Source organism: Alloalcanivorax venustensis ISO4 (genome assembly GCF_015356855.1).
GTDB lineage: Bacteria > Pseudomonadota > Gammaproteobacteria > Pseudomonadales > Alcanivoracaceae > Alloalcanivorax > Alloalcanivorax venustensis.
Map to the genome: position 1 here is coordinate 23,220 of NZ_ARXR01000026.1, position 14,981 is coordinate 38,200.

Sequence of the window (14,981 nt, forward strand, 5' to 3'; positions counted from 1 at the left end):
ATGGGCCTGAGAAACTACATCGACGACAAAATCGCGCCTCATTTCCACGAGGGCGGCAAGCTCGAGAAGTACTACGTCTTCTTCGAGATGTTCGACACCATGCTGTACAGCCCGGATTCGGTGACCCGGTCCGCGGCCCACGTGCGCGACGGCATCGATCTGAAGCGGATCATGATGACGGTCTGGTTCGCCACCTTCCCGGCGATCCTGTTCGGCCTCTACAACACCGGTTATCAGGCCAACCTGCAGATCACCGAGTTCGGTTACGACGCCATTCCCGGTTGGCGCGCCGACCTGGTGGCCATGCTGGCGGGCTTCGACTACCAGAGCTTCTGGGCCAACATGCTGCACGGCCTGGTCTACTATGTGCCGATCCTGGCTACCGTCTACCTCACCGGCTTCTTCTGGGAAGCCCTGTTCGCGTGGAAGCGCGGCCATGAGGTGAACGAGGGCTTCTTCGTCACCGGTATCCTGTTCACCCTGATCCTGCCGCCGGCGATCCCGCTCTGGCAGGTGGTGCTGGGCGTCTCCTTCGGCGTGGTGATCGGCAAGGAAGTGTTCGGCGGCACCGGCAAGAACTTCCTCAACCCGGCGCTGGTGGGCCGTGCCTTCCTGTACTTCGCCTACCCGGCACAGATGTCCGGTGACGCGATCTGGACCGCGGTGGACAACTTCTCCGGCGCGACGCCGTTGTCCCTGGCCGCCAGCGGCGACCTGAACTTCGCCGCCGGCCTGGGCGAGAACGCCCTGGCCGCCGGCGCCAACGGCGCCACCCAGAGCCTGGCCTGGATGGACACCTTCCTGGGCGGTATCCAGGGTTGTATCGGCGAGACCTCGGTGATCGCCATCGGCCTGGGCGCGATCTTCCTGCTGTTCACCAAGATCGCCTCCTGGCGCATCATGCTGGGCGTGCTGCTGGGCATGGTGGCGATGAGCGCGGTGTTCAACGGCGTCGGCAGCGACAGCAACCCGATGTTCGCGATGCCCTGGTACTGGCACCTGACCGTGGGCGGCCTGGCGTTCGGCCTGGTGTTCATGGCCACCGACCCGGTGTCCGCGGCGATGACCAACACCGGCAAGCTGATCTTCGGCGCGCTGATCGGTGTTATGACGGTGCTGATCCGGGTGATCAACCCGGCATTCCCGGAGGGCATCATGCTGGCGATTCTGTTCGGCAACCTGTGCGCGCCCTTGATTGACTACTTTGTTACCCAGGCGAACATCCGTCGTCGCCTGCGTCGGACCGGGGGAGTGGCGTAATGGCTGGAAAGAACGAAAGCGTAGGCAAGACTCTGCTGGTCGCGTTCCTGGTGTGTCTGGTGTGCGCGGTGGTGGTTTCCACCGCCGCCGTGAGCCTGCGCCCGGTGCAGCAGAAGAACCAGACGCTGGACCGGCGCGTGAACATTCTGCAGGCCGCGGATCTGTACCAGCCGGGCATGGACGTGGAAAAGGCGTTCAACACCATCGAGCGCAAGTTCATTGATCTGGAAACCGGCGAGTACGTGGAAAAACCGGACTCCTACGACCAGCTCAAGGCGGCCAAGGATCCCGAGCGCAGCGAGCGCCTCAGCGGCGAGGAAGACATCGCCGGCATCAAGTCCCAGGCGGACGTGGCCGAGGTGTTCCTGGCGCGCAAGGATAACGGCGAGCTGAGCCGCATTATCCTGCCGGTGCGCGGCTACGGCCTGTGGTCCACCCTGTACGGGTTCATGGCCCTGGAAGCCGACGGCAAGACCATCGCCGGTCTGGGCTTCTACCAGCACGGGGAAACCCCGGGCCTGGGCGGCGAAGTGGACAACCCGAAGTGGAAAGCACTCTGGGAAGGCAAGAAGCTCTACGACGAAGACGGCGACATCGCCATCGAAGTGGTCAAGGGCTCCGTGGACAGCGGCACCCCCAACGCGGAAAACAAAGTCGACGGCCTGGCCGGCGCCACCCTGACCAGTAAGGGCGTCAGCAACCTGGTGCGGTTCTGGGTCGGCGAGAAGGGCTTCGGTCCTTATCTTGAGCGCATGCGGAACCAAAGCGGAGGAGAAGCGTAATGGCGGAGAAAACCAAGGACCTGTTATTCGGTCCCATTTTCGACAATAACCCCATCGCGCTGCAGATCCTGGGTATCTGCTCCGCGCTGGCGGTCACCAGTAACCTCAGCACCACGGTCACCATGTGTATCGCTCTGACCCTGGTGGTGGCGTTCTCCAACTTTTTCGTCAGCACGATCCGCAACAGCATTCCCTCGAGCATCCGGATCATCGTGCAGATGACCATCATCGCCTCGCTGGTCATCGTCGTGGATCAGTTCCTGAAAGCCTACGCGTACAGCATCTCCAAGCAGCTGTCGGTGTTCGTCGGCCTGATCATCACCAACTGTATCGTGATGGGCCGCGCCGAAGCGTTCGCCATGCAGAACAAGCCGCTGCCGTCGTTCATGGACGGCATCGGTAACGGCCTGGGCTATTCCGTGCTGCTGCTGGTGCTGGGCTTTATCCGTGAGCTGTTCGGCGCCGGCAGCCTGTTCGGCGTGCAGGTGCTGCCCTCGGTCGCCGACGGCGGCTGGTACCAGACCAACGGCCTGCTGTTGTTGCCGCCCAGCGCCTTCTTCCTGATCGGCTTCTTTATCTGGGCGGTGCGCGCCTGGAAGCCGGAGCAGGTGGAAGAGGACGACTTCAAGATGAAGCCGCACACCCGTGTCAGCGACGCGTTCTAAGCGACGGCCTGGAGGATTTGAAGCATGTTTGAACATTATCTGAGCCTGTTCGTACGCGCCGTTTTCGTTGAGAACATGGCGCTGGCTTTCTTCCTTGGCATGTGCACCTTTATCGCCGTGTCCAAGAAAATCTCCACGGCCATTGGTCTGGGTGTCGCCGTGGTGGTGACCCTCACCATCACCGTGCCGGTGAACAACCTGATCCTGAACTACCTGCTCGGCGAAGGCGCATTGGCCTGGACCGGCATCGAGGCGCTGGCCAATCTGGACCTGCGCTTCCTGGGGCTGCTCAGCTACATCGGGGTGATCGCCGCGCTGATCCAGATTCTCGAGATGACGCTGGATAAATACGTGCCCAGCCTCTACAACGCGCTGGGCGTGTTCCTGCCGCTGATCACGGTGAACTGCGCGATTCTCGGCGCGTCCCTGTTCATGGTGGAGCGTGACTACAACCTGGGCGAGTCCCTGGTTTACGGCATCGGCGCCGGCACCGGCTGGGCCCTGGCCATCACGCTGCTGGCCGGTATCCGTGAGAAACTGAAGTACAGCGATGTGCCCGACGGCCTCAAGGGGCTGGGCATCACCTTCATTACCGTGGGGCTGATGTCGCTCGGGTTCATGTCCTTCTCCGGCGTGCAGTTGTAAAGGGGAAACAGCATCATGAGTTTTGAAATTATTCTCGGCGTGGTCATGTTCACCACCATCGTGCTGGCACTGGTGGCGGTGATTCTGGTGGCCCGCTCCCGGCTGGTGGTCAGCGGCAATGTGCACATCGACATCAACAACGATGCCGAAAAGGCCATCGACGCCCCGGCCGGCGGCAAGCTGCTCGGCACCCTGGCCGACCAGGGTATCTTCCTGTCCTCCGCCTGTGGCGGCGGCGGTACCTGCGCGCAGTGCCGTTGCCAGGTGCTGGAAGGCGGCGGTGACATCCTGCCCACCGAGGAAGGCCATTTCACCAAAGGCCAGATCCGCGACGGCTGGCGCCTGAGCTGCCAGGTGGCGGTCAAGCAGGACATGAAGATCAAGGTGCCGGAGGAATTCTTCGGCGTGAAGAAGTGGGAATGCGAGGTGGTGTCCAACCCCAACGTGGCCACCTTCATCAAGGAACTGACCCTGAAGCTGCCGGAAGGCGAGAACGTGGATTTCCGCGCCGGCGGTTACGTGCAGCTGGAATCGCCGCCCTACGACATCAAGTTTTCCGACTTCGACATCGAAGAGGAATTCCGCGGTGACTGGGAGCGCTTCAACTTCTTCGATCTCACGGCGAAAAGCGACGAGACCGTGGTACGCGCCTACTCCATGGCCAACTACCCGGAAGAGAAGGGCATCCTCAAGTTCAACATCCGTATCGCCACGCCGCCCCCGGGCTCCCAGGGCATCCAGCCCGGCCTGATGAGCTCCTACGTGTTCAGCCTGAAGCCCGGCGACAAGATCACCGTATTCGGACCCTTCGGCGAGTTCTTCGCCAAGGACACCGACGCGGAGATGGTGTTCATCGGCGGTGGCGCCGGCATGGCGCCCATGCGCAGCCACATCTTCGACCAGCTCAAGCGCCTTAACTCCAAGCGTAAGATCAGCTTCTGGTACGGCGCCCGCTCGATCCGTGAGACCTTTTACTCGGAAGAGTACGACAAGCTGGCCGAAGAGAACGATAACTTCGAGTGGCACCTGGCGCTGTCCGATCCGCTGCCCGAGGACAACTGGGAAGGCCCCACCGGCTTCATCCACAACGTGGTCTACGACATGTACCTCAAGGACCATCCGGCGCCGGAGGACTGCGAGTACTACATGTGCGGCCCGCCGATGATGAACGCCTCGGTGATCAAGATGCTCGAGGACCTGGGCGTCGAACCCGAAAACATCATGCTGGATGATTTCGGCGGGTGAGCCTTCTGGCCAGGGCCCTTGTGGCATTTGGCTTGTGGGAGCGGGCCCAGCCCGCGAAAGGCAAGCTCCGCTTGCCGGCAGGATTCCAGAGACGTGGTTTGTGCTGCCGTTAGAAAGGGCTCTGGGATCCTGCCGGGAGCTTCGCTCCCTTTCGCGGGCAAGGCCCGCTCCCACAAGGCCCGCTCCCACAATTTCTGCAAGCCGCTTTCAACCTTCAACCTTGTCGTAGGCAGGCCGATGCGAAACCCGCTCCTTCGTTTTTCCTTACTGCTGGTGGCGTTCGCACTCCTCACCGCCTGCGACGACACCACCGATCGCCTTTCCCAGCTCTCCGGGCCCACCATGGGCACCAGCTGGTCGGTGAAGTTCACCGGCACCCCGGAGAACGGCGTGCCGGCGCTCAAGAGCGCGATTGAGTCCTCCCTGGAGGACATCAACCAGGAAATGAGCACCTACCTGCCGGATTCGGCGATCAGCCGGTTCAACGGCCTGGAGGCGGGCGGCAGCCTGGTGCTGCCGTCGGATTTCGCCATGGTGCTGGACGAGGCCCTGGGCCTGGCCGAGGCCACCGACGGCGCCTACGACGTGACCGTGGGGCCGCTGGTTAACCTGTGGGGCTTCGGGCCGGACCCGGAACGCTTCGAGCCGCCGGCGGCGGAAGACATCGAGGCGGCCCGCCGGCGGGTCGGCTGGCACAAGCTGAAGCTGGACGACCGCACCCTGACGCAGCCGGGCGGTGTCTATCTGGATCTGTCCTCCATCGCCAAGGGTTTCGCCGTGGATAAGCTGGCGCATCTGCTTGAAAAAGCGGGTATCAGCAATTATCTGGTGGAGATCGGCGGCGAACTGCGCGCTTCCGGCACCAAGCCCCAGGGCCTGCCCTGGCGGGTGGCGGTGGAACGGCCGATCCCCGGTGTGCGCGAAGTGGAGAAGGTGGTGCCGCTGCGCGACCTGGCCATCGCCTCCAGCGGCGACTACCGCAATTTCTTCGAGAAAGACGGCAAGCTCTATTCCCACACCCTGGACCCGCGCACCGGCCGGCCGGTGGAGCACAAACTGGGCTCGGTGACCGTGTTACACTCCAGTTGTGCCACCGCGGACGGGCTCGCCACCGCGCTCACCGTACTCGGCCCGGAGAAGGGCCTGGCGTTCGCCGAAGAGCGTGAACTGGCGGCGCTGTTTATTGTCCGAACTGATGACGGGGTCGAAGAAGTGATGACCCCGGCTTTCGAGGCGCTCCTCGAGAGCCGTGAAGGAGGAAACTGAAATGCTCGCAACCGTGATAGCCAGTATTGTTGTTTTCGCGCTGCTGTTCACCGGCATGGCGATCGGCTCGATTCTCGCCAACAAACCGGTGAAAGGCTCCTGCGGCGGCCTCGCCACCCTGGGCATGAAGCAGGGCTGTGAAATCTGCGGCGGCGACCAGGACGCCTGCGACGAAAACAGCCGCGAAGTGAACGCCAAGCGCGCCGGCGAGCTCGGCCAGGACGTTCTCAAGACCTGATCCGCTCTCTGGAATTCCGCGGGGCGACCTTTGCCGGCAAGCGGAGCTTGCCTTTCGCGGGCAGGGCCCGCTCCCACAAGCGGCTCCCACCAAGCTTACGAAGCAGGGTTTGTGGGAGCTTGCCTTGCAAGCGAAAGGCCAGCTAAAGCTGGCCGGCAGGATTCCAGAGACCTAAGTCAAATCCCCTTTCCCGACAATCACCGCCGTCCGCAACCTCGACTGCCCATAGCGCGTCATCTGCTCGAAGCGATCCCGGCTGATCGGCACGTGCTGGCAGTCCAGCGGCACCTGATCGTCCGCCGGATCCGGGTCGTGAATGTAGAAGCACTCCCGGTCGGCGCCGCTCACCACCACCCAGTGGGGCGCCTTGCGCCCGTCCAGCCGCCAGGTGCTGATCAGCACGATGGCCACTTCGCCGTCCTGTAACGCCTGATCCAGCCGCTCGGCGGTGAGCTCCTGGTAGTGCACCGGCACCGCCTGCTGTTTCGCTTCGTCCTCGAAATGCCGGTGTACGGTTTCGATCACCCGCTTCTTGTTCTCATCGCGCACCGAATCCAGAAACAACGGCCCGCTCTGGTTGCAGTAGACAGTGGCGCTCAGCCCCCGGCGGCGGGCGGCCAGCGCCAGGCCCAGCGGGTGGCAGCCGCCGTGGCCGGCGGTCATGAAGATGGTGGTGGCTTCCCGCCATATCAGCAGCTCGTCGGTGTCCGCCGGGGCGTGGCCGTCCAGGGCGTGGCGGGCCATCAGCAGGCAGGCGGGCCCGCAGGTGAATTCGGTGGTCTGGCGCACCCAGGGAATATCCAGCCGCGCCGGGTTCTCCGGCTTGTAGTGCAGCCGCTTCTGGAAGCGCAGGGCGTCCTGGTGGTCCTCGTAGTAATCCGGGGTTTCCGCGAACAACTTGTAGCCCAGACGCTCGTAAAGGCGGATCGCCGCCGGGTTGTCCCGGCGCACTTCCAGGCGCAGATAGAGGCGTTTTTCCCGGTGGGCGTAGCGCTCGGCGGCGTTCATCAACTGCTCGCCAAGCCCCTTGCCGCGACAGGCCGGGTCGGCGGCGATGGAATAGAGACGCGCCATGCGCGTGCCGCGCTGCAGAATCACCAGTGCGTAGCCGGCCAGGGCGCCCTCGGCGCCTGCTTCGTCGCTCAGGCCATGGGCCACGATCAGCCCGGAATGGGCCTGGCGGATCCAATGGCGGAAGCTGCGGCGTGACAGCCGGTCGCCGTCGAAGCAACGCTGCTCCAGGTCAACAAGGGCATCCAGGTCTTCGGGGCGGGCGGGGCGAAACGAAAAAGCGGCGGTCATGGCGTAATCCGGAAACAGACCGGGGCAGCATAAAGCGGAGTGGGGCGGTGAAGCCAGCGCTTCCCGACGGATGACGCCGGGGGCCGTCAAACGGCATACTGGCGCGATAAGGAGATCACATCATGCCCCAAGCGTCCGCCCCCAACCGAGGGCTGATTTTGTCCGGCGGCGGCGCCCGCGCCGCCTATCAGGTCGGCGTGCTGAGCGCCATCGCCGATATGCTGCCGGCCCACAGCAGCAACCCGTTTCCGATTATCTGCGGCACCTCCGCCGGCGGCATCAACGCCGCCGCCCTGGCCGCCGGCGCCCACGACTACCGGCTGGCGGTGCGCGGCCTGGAGCGGGTGTGGGCCAACATGACCGCCGAGCAGGTCTACCGCACCGATATCTTCGCCTTTCTGCGCAGCCTGCTGCGCTGGCTGATCAGCTCCGCCGCCGGCGGCCGGGCGGTGACCCGCAGCGCCTTGCTCGACAGCACGCCGCTGAAGCGGCTGCTGCGGCTGGTGATCAACTTCCAGCGCATCGAGGAGAGCATCCGCCAGGGGCATCTTCGGGCGCTGTCGATCACCGCCTCCAGCTACGCCACCGGCGAATCAGTGGCGTTTTTCCAGGGGGCTGAGGGCGTGGACGAGTGGACCCGCGCCCGCCGGCTGGGCCGGCGCTCGGACATCGGCGTGCAGCATCTGCTGGCGTCGGCGGCGATCCCGCTTCTGTTTCCCGCCGAGAAAGTGGACGGCAGCTACTACGGCGACGGCGCGGTGCGCCAGCTCGCCCCGGTGAGCCCGGCGCTGCACCTGGGCGCCGACAAGCTGCTGGTGATCGGCGTGTCCGGTAACGTCAGCGCCGACCACCAGCGCCAGCTCAGCGGCTACCCGTCGCTGGCCCAGGTGCTCGGCCACGTGCTCAACAGTGTGTTCGTGGACACCCTGGAAGGGGACGTGGAGCGGCTGGAGCGGATCAACCGCACCGTGGAGGCGCTCGGCAAACGGGCCCGCAGCCAGCACGGCATCCAGCTGCGCCAGGTGGACGTGCTCAAGATCTACCCCTCCCAGCCCATCGACGAGATCGCCGCCGAGCACATCAAGGAGCTGCCGCGCACGCTGCGCTTCTTCCTGAGCGGCTCCGGCGCCACCCGCTCGCCCGGCGCCAGCGCGGTCAGTTATCTGCTGTTCGAGCCCGGCTTCACCGGCCGATTGATGTCACTGGGGTACCAGGACGCCAAGGCGCGCGAAGATGAAATCCGCGCCTTTTTCGAGGATTGAAGCACGCAAAAAGCTTTGTGCGCGAGCGCCCTGTGGGAGCGGGCCCTGCCCGCGAAAGGCCGGCGACGCCGGCCGGCAGGATCCCAGAGACCTGTCTCAGCCCTTCCGCGCCGCGCGCCGCTGAAAATGGGCGATAAAACTGGTGGGGAAATCGGTGATGATGCCGTCCACGCCCAGCTCCACCATGCGCTCCGCCCGGGTCAGATCGTTCACCGTCCAGGTGGACACTTTCAGGTTGCGGCGCCGCGCCCGGCGCATCAGCGCCGGCGTCACCAGGGTGTGGCGCGGCATCAGCCAGGTGCAGCCCAGCGCCACCGCCCGCCGGGTGGGTTGCTGGTAGCGGTACTCCGCCACATAGCCGCGCTCGATGTGGGCGGTCATGGTGCCGAGCATGCGCAGAAAGCCGGTGTGGCTGGAGGTGACCACCACCCGGTCATTCATTTGTCGCTGGTTGATGAAGTCCACCAGCTGGTGGGCGAGGCGGTGCAGGATCACCCGGTCCGCGCCTTTCACTTCGAACTGAAAGCGCATCGACGGCCCGCACAGATCCACCACTTCCCGCAGTGAGGGGATGCCCAGGGGGCTGTGCCAGCCGGGGGTGTTGCGGCGCGCGTCCAGCACTTCCAGTTGCGAAAGGGTGTAGTGGTGCGCCTTGCCCCGCTCGCCGGTGGTGCGGGTGACGTTGGCGTCGTGCACCACGATCAGATGGCCGTCCCGGGACAGCCGCACGTCCAGCTCGATTTCGGTGACGCCCGCCTCCATGGCGACCTGGAAGCCCGCCGCGGTGTTTTCCGGGGCCTCGCCGCGGGCGCCGCGGTGGCCGACAATGGTGGGGAAGGTACTCATCACGCCTCAAATGAATCAGGTTGTCGTGGCGGCCCCGGCCGCGGTTCAGGATGCAGGATACAGGATTCCAGAGACCTTTCTAACGGCAGCAGAAACACATCACTGCGTAATTGTGTATGACATGGTTCTGTCATCTTTTTGCTGCTAGTGTCGGCGCGTCTTCGACGGAAGTAGAAAGCTATGGGTGCTTTGTTAAAAGCCTACGGGCGGTTGTTCGTGCGCTCCTGGTGTCCGGATTACGGCGGCACGCTGAAGGGGGTGTCGCCGCGCCGCTGGCTGGTGATGGCGCTGTTCTGGCCGCTGTTCGTGCTGCTGCAGGCGATCAACGGCGCCGGGCTGCTGCTCGATTACCTGCTGTTTCCCGACTTCCGCCGGGTGCGCGTGCGCGAGCCGTTGTTCGTGGTCGGTGTGCCGCGCAGCGGCACCACCTTTCTGCACCGGCTGCTGGCCGGCGACCGCGAGCGCTTCACCACCACCGCCCTGTGGGAGCTGATCTTCGCGCCGTCCATCACCCAGCGCTTTTTTTGGCGCGGGGTGGGGCGGCTGGACGCCCTGGTCGGCGCGCCGCTGAGCCGGCTGTTCTTCCGGCTGGAACGGTGGGTGCTGGGCGGGCTGGACGATGTCCATCAGACCGGCCTGCGCGACCCGGAGGAGGACTATCTGGCGCTGCTGCCGGTGCTGGGCTGCTTCCTGCTGGTCCTGGCGGTGCCGGACCCGGCGCTGTGGCGCCTCACCTACGCGGACCGGGATCTGCCGGCGGCGGAGAAACGGCGGCTGATGGCCGCCTACCGGCGCTTCGTGCAGCGCCACCTGTACTTCCACGGCGAGCACCGTACTTTCCTGTCCAAGAACCCGTCGTTCACGCCGTTCATGGCCACCCTGGCGGACGCCTTCCCCGACGCCCGCTTTATCGGCTGCCTGCGCAACCCCACCGCCGCGGTGCCCTCGCAGATCAACTCCATCGTGATCGGCGGCAAGCTGTTCGACGGCCGCGACACCGCCGACTACTGGCGCGAAGGCTTCCTCGCCATGCTCGATTACTACTACCGGCACTTGCTGGAACAGCTCGACGGCCTGCCGGAGGGACGCGGCGCCCTGTCGGTGATGGAAACCCTGGCCGCCGCCCCCGGCGAGAGTGTAAGCGGATTTTACCGGACCTTCGGCTGGACCCCGTCGCCGGCGTACCGCGCCTTTCTGGACGGCGAGGACCGCCGCGCCGCCGGCTACCGCAGCGGCCACCGCTATTCCTTGGAGAACCTGGGCGTGGACCCGGGCCGTCTGGCGGCGACCTTCGGCTGGGTCTACGACCGTTTCGGCTACCCCCGACCCGGTGACTGAACCGTGCTAGGGTAGGGGTGTCATAAATACGACACACGTGGTGCGGATACTGACGACCATGAAAACAAAAGACCTGCGCGTACTGTTCGTCGTCGACGCCATGAAAGGCCGCAATGGGGTCGGCGCCTACTTCCAGGACCTGGTCGCCCACCTGGACGGGGTGGTGGCCCGGGCGGAGCTGGTGTCCCCCAGCCTGGAGGATCCCCATCCCTGCCAGGGGCTGTCCATGCCGATCCCCGGCGATCCCACCCAGCGCCTGTTCCTGCCGAAAATGCGCGAGCTCACCGCCCTGGTGTGGGAGATGAAACCCCATGTGATCGTGATTCCCGGACCGGGGATTTTCTCCCTCGGCGCGTTCTGGGTGGCGCGCAAACTGGGCATCCCGGTGTGCGTGACCTTCCAGACCGACTACGACAGCCTGGTGCGGCTGTACTGGGGGCCGCGTCTGGCGCGCCTGGCCGGCGGCCTGCTCAACTGGGTCAACCGCACCCTGTTCCAGGGCAGCAGCGCGGTGGCCACCATCTGTGAAAGCCTGATCGCCGACGCCCGCGCCGCCGGCGCCCGGCACCCGCAACTGGTGGGCACACCGCTGGGCCCGGAGTTCGTCGAGCGGCCGCCGCTGCCGCTGGCGGAGAAACTGGATTCGGTGCTCTACGTGGGCCGCTTGGCGGCGGAGAAAAACATCGAACGCTTCCTGGCGCTGGCCGCCCAGCGACCGGACTGCCGATTCACCGTGGCCGGGGACGGCCCGCTGCGGGAGAAAGTGGAAGAGCAGGCCCGCCGACTGCCCAATCTCACCTTCCTGGGCTGGTGCAGCCGGGCGCAGGTGGTGGAGCAGCTGGACGCCGCCCAGGTGCTGGTGCTGCCGTCGGTGGTGGAGGCGTTCGGCACCGTGGCCCTGGAAGCCATGGCCCGCCAGCGGCTGGTGATCACCACGCCGGCCTGCGGCATCAATCAATGGCCGGAGCTGGCCCGCGGGCTGGCGATCATGGAAGAGGGCGAGAGCCTCGGCGACACCCTGGCGCGTCTGCAGGCGCAGAGCCCGGCGCAGCGCCGTGAGCGAGCCGAGCAGGCCCGCCACGCCGCCCTCACCATGAACCAGCGCGCCATGGACACCTGGCTGCAGGTGCTCGGCCATTGCGCCCGCCAGGCGCCGCTGCTGCCCAAGCGCTGGCCGTCGCCGACCCTGGCCGTGTTGCGCCGTTTGAGCACCGCCCGCCCGGAGCTCTGAGATGGCGCTAAGCGGCTTGATCTCGATTCACGATGTGATGCCGGAGACCCGTGAGCGGGTCACGGACATCCTCGAGCAGCTCGCCTGGCTGCCGCCGGCGGCGGTGACGCTGCTGGTGGTGCCCGGCAAGGACTGGCGGGCCGCCGATCTGGACTGGCTGCGCGACCTTAGCGAGCGCGGCTACCCGCTTGCCGGCCACGGCTGGCGGCACCGCTGCGACACCCCGAAAAGCCTTCACCACCGTCTGCACAGCACGTTCATTTCCCGGGACGCGGCCGAGCATCTGTCGCTGGACGAAGAGCGCATCATTGCGCTGATTCAGGATTGTCACCGCTGGTTCGTGGAGCACGGCCTCACCCCCGGACCGCTCTATGTGCCGCCCGCCTGGGCGCTGGGGGCGGTGAACAAACGCCGGCTGGCGGCGCTGCCGTTCCGCTACTACGAAACCCTGGGCGGCCTCTACGACGCCCGGGACCAGCGCTTTCACCCCATGCCGCTGCTGGGCTTCGAAGCGGACACCGCGCTGCGCGCCTGGAGCCTCAACCTGTTCAACCGGGGCAACTATCTGGCGGCCCTGGCCACTGGACGCACCCTGCGCGTGTCCATCCACCCCCAGGATCTGCAACTGCGCCTGGGTGCGCAGGTGCTGCCCTGGGTGCGGCGTCTGGAACGCCCGCTCGAGGCCTACGCCTGAATCACGCCTGTGCGGAATCCGAAATCGGCTGCTTCAGGCGCTCCACGTTTTCTTCCAGGAAGGCAATGAAGGCGCGGGTTTTCGCCGGCAGCAGGTCCCGTCCGGCGTACACCAGATAGAAATCCAGGTCCGGCGCCCGGTAGCGCGGCATCAGCTGTACCAGTTCGCCGCGGTCCAGGTGCTCGGCGATGTCCCAGCGGCTTTTCAGCGCCACGCCGTAGCCTTTCAGCGCCCACTCGCGCAGTGTTTCGCTGTTATCGGTGATCAGGTTGCCGGACACTTTGACGTGGTGCTGGCCGCCGTACTCGTCCTCAAGCTGCCACTGATCCTTGAAGGAACCGTGGCAATCCAGGATCAGGCAGTCGTGCCGTTTCAGGTCCTTGGGGTGGCGGGGCGCCTTGCGGCCTTTCAGGTAAGCCGGCGAGGCGCACACGCAGCAGGGGTTGCTCATCAGCCGCTTGGCCACCAGGGAGGCGTCGTCCGGCGCGCCGATGGAAATCGCCACGTCCACGTCGTCCAGCACCATGTCCACATAGCGGTCGCCCAACGACAGTTGCACCGTCACGTCGGGGTACAGCTTGGAAAACTCCGATACCAGCGGCGCAATACGATTGCGCCCCAGACCGATGGTGGAACTTACCTTGAGCATGCCCCGGGGAACGTCCCGGCAGGCACTGACATAGGCAATCGCTTTGTTGAGCTGGCTGAGCAGGGTATCCACCCGCACATACAGCGCCTGGCCCTCGCTGGTGAGCCTGAGTCCCCGCGCGTTACGCACCAACACCCGCACCCCGAGCTCCTGCTCGATGCGCGATATATACTTACTGATGGACGCTACGGAAAGACCCAGATCATTGGACGCTTCGGAAAGACTCCCCGCCTTAACGACCGACACAAACACACTGAGATCAGCTATCCGTTTCATCGTCGAATCCTTATTTTAAGGAACCGAGACGGCCGGCATAGGCGTTATTGAGCTACGCAAGACGGTACAGCGGTTCCTTCCACCTTTTGTTTTTCTTCAGGGTTTTGATCCCCTCCGGGCATTAGCCCGCCCCGGGGGCCCAGCACCCGTCCCGTTCAGGTGTGTTCTTACCGATCCTTGGACAGTTCTTAAAAAACTATAACACAAGACAACCGTTTTACGACGCTTTCGCCGTGGTGGCCGGGCGCGTCTTTTCTTTCGCCGCGAAGCCGCGCGGCGCGGGCATTTCAAAGAAAAAAGAGCGGTCTTCGCCGGCGCTCTGTTACAAAAAAGTTTGGCGCGGCGCGAAAAAAGTGGCCGGAAAGCGGCCGGTGTTTCCTCTGGTAACACCTGTAAACATGGTGGCGTTCTGATGGCGCTGAATAAGCGCCTCAGGCCCGCCACAACGGGTGGGCCTGCCGCACAAAAGAAGTAAATAAAGGTTCGGCATTTTGTTTATCTTTTTGTTTACTTTTTCATAAAGTTGGCGCTTTCGGCGGTCTGAAAACAAGCAAAAAGTGTCTGTCACCATAAAATGTGACCGTTTGGTCAGGCCCGTAATTAAAGGCTTTCCGCCATCCTTTCGTTTTTTGAAAGACCTGTTTTCACGTTTTCTTGTGTCCGACGTCAGTGGGGCATCTATAGCCTCAGCAGTTGCACCATCCCGTCGGTGCCTTACCCGTTCATGGACAGTTCGGGACATAAAACCAATAACGACTGTTTGCGGCGAACACCCGCGAACGAAAGAGAACAACAAACAATCGGAGGGAAAATCCGCATGCGACCGCTTCCTTATTTGAAGACCGGGCTGTGCGCCAGCGCCCTATTGCTGGCACCTGCTATCTCCCTGGCGAATATGGGCAACACCGCCACCACTTACGGCTTGCTGCCCACGGACATCGCGTCCGCGCAAGCGCTTTCCATGTTTAATACCCAGGTTTCCACCGCGTATTATAATCCGGCCTATCTGGCTCACAGCACCAAGAGCGAGCTGACCGCCGGCCTGATGCACGCCGAGCATAATCTCAAGGCCGATAGCCAGCAGTTCGGCACCTACACGGTGCAGGACGACCCCACCCAACAGGTGCTGCTGGGCCTCAAGGCAGATCTCAGCGACCTCACCGAGCTGGGCCAGCCCATGTACCTGGGCGTGATGATCGGCTCCGAGAAGTTCGGTGATGAGCTGCTCGCCTTCGGCTCCCGTACCGATCCGGACGGCCAGTACTTCAACTACGGCCGCCAG

General features: G+C 64.4%; 15 protein-coding genes and 1 pseudogene. 13 read left to right on the forward strand and 3 right to left on the reverse strand.

What is annotated here, in order from left to right; genetic code table 11:
• From ISO4_RS13020 to nqrM, 7 genes are all read left to right on the forward strand, one after another.
• A complete protein-coding gene (locus ISO4_RS13020; protein ID WP_194856520.1) occupies positions 1-1,260 on the forward strand; it encodes an NADH:ubiquinone reductase (Na(+)-transporting) subunit B in 1,260 nt (419 codons plus the stop codon).
• The gene (locus ISO4_RS13025; protein WP_142949418.1) at positions 1,260-2,042 is read left to right on the forward strand and encodes a Na(+)-translocating NADH-quinone reductase subunit C; all 783 of its coding nucleotides are present in this window, start codon (positions 1,260-1,262) and stop codon (positions 2,040-2,042) included. The genes ISO4_RS13020 and ISO4_RS13025 overlap by 1 nt, the downstream gene beginning before the upstream one ends.
• On the forward strand, positions 2,042-2,707 hold the full coding sequence (locus ISO4_RS13030; RefSeq protein ID WP_142949417.1) for an NADH:ubiquinone reductase (Na(+)-transporting) subunit D: 666 nt from the start codon (positions 2,042-2,044) through the stop codon (positions 2,705-2,707). The genes ISO4_RS13025 and ISO4_RS13030 overlap by 1 nt, the downstream gene beginning before the upstream one ends.
• A gap of 24 nt (positions 2,708-2,731) precedes the next feature.
• Positions 2,732-3,352, forward strand: a complete 621-nt coding sequence (gene nqrE / locus ISO4_RS13035) for an NADH:ubiquinone reductase (Na(+)-transporting) subunit E (protein ID WP_142949416.1) — start codon at positions 2,732-2,734, stop codon at positions 3,350-3,352.
• A 15-nt stretch (positions 3,353-3,367) separates the two neighbouring features.
• On the forward strand, positions 3,368-4,597 hold the full coding sequence (gene nqrF / locus ISO4_RS13040) for an NADH:ubiquinone reductase (Na(+)-transporting) subunit F (protein ID WP_142949415.1): 1,230 nt from the start codon (positions 3,368-3,370) through the stop codon (positions 4,595-4,597).
• 237 nt (positions 4,598-4,834) lie between these two features.
• Complete coding sequence (locus ISO4_RS13045) at positions 4,835-5,863, forward strand: FAD:protein FMN transferase (RefSeq protein WP_194856521.1); 1,029 nt, start codon at positions 4,835-4,837, stop codon at positions 5,861-5,863.
• 1 nt (position 5,864) lies between these two features.
• Positions 5,865-6,101, forward strand: coding sequence for a (Na+)-NQR maturation NqrM (nqrM, locus tag ISO4_RS13050; RefSeq protein ID WP_194856522.1), 237 nt, complete (start codon positions 5,865-5,867; stop codon positions 6,099-6,101).
• 171 nt (positions 6,102-6,272) lie between these two features.
• Here the strand turns inward: nqrM and ISO4_RS13055 are convergent, their stop codons facing one another.
• Complete coding sequence (locus tag ISO4_RS13055) at positions 6,273-7,403, reverse strand: GNAT family N-acetyltransferase/peptidase C39 family protein (RefSeq protein ID WP_194856523.1); 1,131 nt, start codon at positions 7,401-7,403, stop codon at positions 6,273-6,275.
• A 122-nt stretch (positions 7,404-7,525) separates the two neighbouring features.
• Here ISO4_RS13055 and ISO4_RS13060 point away from each other — a divergent pair, with 122 nt between their 5' ends.
• Positions 7,526-8,665 (forward strand): patatin-like phospholipase family protein, encoded by a 1,140-nt coding sequence (locus ISO4_RS13060; RefSeq protein WP_142949411.1) that lies wholly within the window; start codon positions 7,526-7,528, stop codon positions 8,663-8,665.
• 96 nt (positions 8,666-8,761) lie between these two features.
• Here ISO4_RS13060 and ISO4_RS13065 read toward each other — a convergent pair whose 3' ends face one another.
• Positions 8,762-9,511, reverse strand: coding sequence for a glycerophosphodiester phosphodiesterase (locus ISO4_RS13065; protein ID WP_194856524.1), 750 nt, complete (start codon positions 9,509-9,511; stop codon positions 8,762-8,764).
• Positions 9,512-9,691: 180 nt separating this feature from the next.
• Between ISO4_RS13065 and ISO4_RS13070 the strand changes: the two genes are divergently transcribed.
• From ISO4_RS13070 to ISO4_RS13080, 3 genes are read left to right on the forward strand one after another with little or no spacing between them, the layout of a single operon-like run.
• On the forward strand, positions 9,692-10,849 hold the full coding sequence (locus ISO4_RS13070; protein WP_194856525.1) for a sulfotransferase: 1,158 nt from the start codon (positions 9,692-9,694) through the stop codon (positions 10,847-10,849).
• Between the two features lie 58 nt (positions 10,850-10,907).
• A complete protein-coding gene (locus tag ISO4_RS17175) occupies positions 10,908-12,080 on the forward strand; it encodes a glycosyltransferase (protein ID WP_142949408.1) in 1,173 nt (390 codons plus the stop codon).
• Between the two features lies 1 nt (position 12,081).
• Positions 12,082-12,774 (forward strand): polysaccharide deacetylase family protein, encoded by a 693-nt coding sequence (locus ISO4_RS13080; protein WP_142949407.1) that lies wholly within the window; start codon positions 12,082-12,084, stop codon positions 12,772-12,774.
• Between the two features lies 1 nt (position 12,775).
• On the opposite strand, the gene ISO4_RS13085 is transcribed toward ISO4_RS13080, so the two are convergent.
• Entirely contained in the window at positions 12,776-13,699 is a 924-nt protein-coding gene (locus ISO4_RS13085; protein WP_142949406.1) for a LysR family transcriptional regulator, read from the reverse strand.
• Positions 13,700-13,860: 161 nt separating this feature from the next.
• Between ISO4_RS13085 and ISO4_RS13090 the strand changes: the two genes are divergently transcribed.
• Together ISO4_RS13090 and ISO4_RS13095 are read left to right on the forward strand one after the other, a co-directional pair.
• On the forward strand, positions 13,861-14,112 hold the full coding sequence (locus ISO4_RS13090; protein ID WP_142949405.1) for a hypothetical protein: 252 nt from the start codon (positions 13,861-13,863) through the stop codon (positions 14,110-14,112).
• Between the two features lie 404 nt (positions 14,113-14,516).
• Positions 14,517-14,981 (forward strand): annotated as a pseudogene (locus ISO4_RS13095) (aromatic hydrocarbon degradation protein); the annotation flags it as partial.

Coding starts and splice junctions, on each gene's coding strand:
- ISO4_RS13085 (WP_142949406.1), bottom strand. CDS start 13,699: ATGAAACGGATAGCTGATCTCAGTGTGTTTGTGTCGGTCGTTAAGGCG.
- ISO4_RS13065 (WP_194856524.1), bottom strand. CDS start 9,511: ATGAGTACCTTCCCCACCATTGTCGGCCACCGCGGCGCCCGCGGCGAG.
- ISO4_RS13080 (WP_142949407.1), top strand. CDS start 12,082: ATGGCGCTAAGCGGCTTGATCTCGATTCACGATGTGATGCCGGAGACC.
- nqrM (WP_194856522.1), top strand. CDS start 5,865: ATGCTCGCAACCGTGATAGCCAGTATTGTTGTTTTCGCGCTGCTGTTC.
- ISO4_RS13020 (WP_194856520.1), top strand. CDS start 1: ATGGGCCTGAGAAACTACATCGACGACAAAATCGCGCCTCATTTCCAC.
- nqrE (WP_142949416.1), top strand. CDS start 2,732: ATGTTTGAACATTATCTGAGCCTGTTCGTACGCGCCGTTTTCGTTGAG.
- nqrF (WP_142949415.1), top strand. CDS start 3,368: ATGAGTTTTGAAATTATTCTCGGCGTGGTCATGTTCACCACCATCGTG.
- ISO4_RS13045 (WP_194856521.1), top strand. CDS start 4,835: ATGCGAAACCCGCTCCTTCGTTTTTCCTTACTGCTGGTGGCGTTCGCA.
- ISO4_RS13060 (WP_142949411.1), top strand. CDS start 7,526: ATGCCCCAAGCGTCCGCCCCCAACCGAGGGCTGATTTTGTCCGGCGGC.
- ISO4_RS17175 (WP_142949408.1), top strand. CDS start 10,908: ATGAAAACAAAAGACCTGCGCGTACTGTTCGTCGTCGACGCCATGAAA.
- ISO4_RS13055 (WP_194856523.1), bottom strand. CDS start 7,403: ATGACCGCCGCTTTTTCGTTTCGCCCCGCCCGCCCCGAAGACCTGGAT.
- ISO4_RS13030 (WP_142949417.1), top strand. CDS start 2,042: ATGGCGGAGAAAACCAAGGACCTGTTATTCGGTCCCATTTTCGACAAT.
- ISO4_RS13025 (WP_142949418.1), top strand. CDS start 1,260: ATGGCTGGAAAGAACGAAAGCGTAGGCAAGACTCTGCTGGTCGCGTTC.
- ISO4_RS13070 (WP_194856525.1), top strand. CDS start 9,692: ATGGGTGCTTTGTTAAAAGCCTACGGGCGGTTGTTCGTGCGCTCCTGG.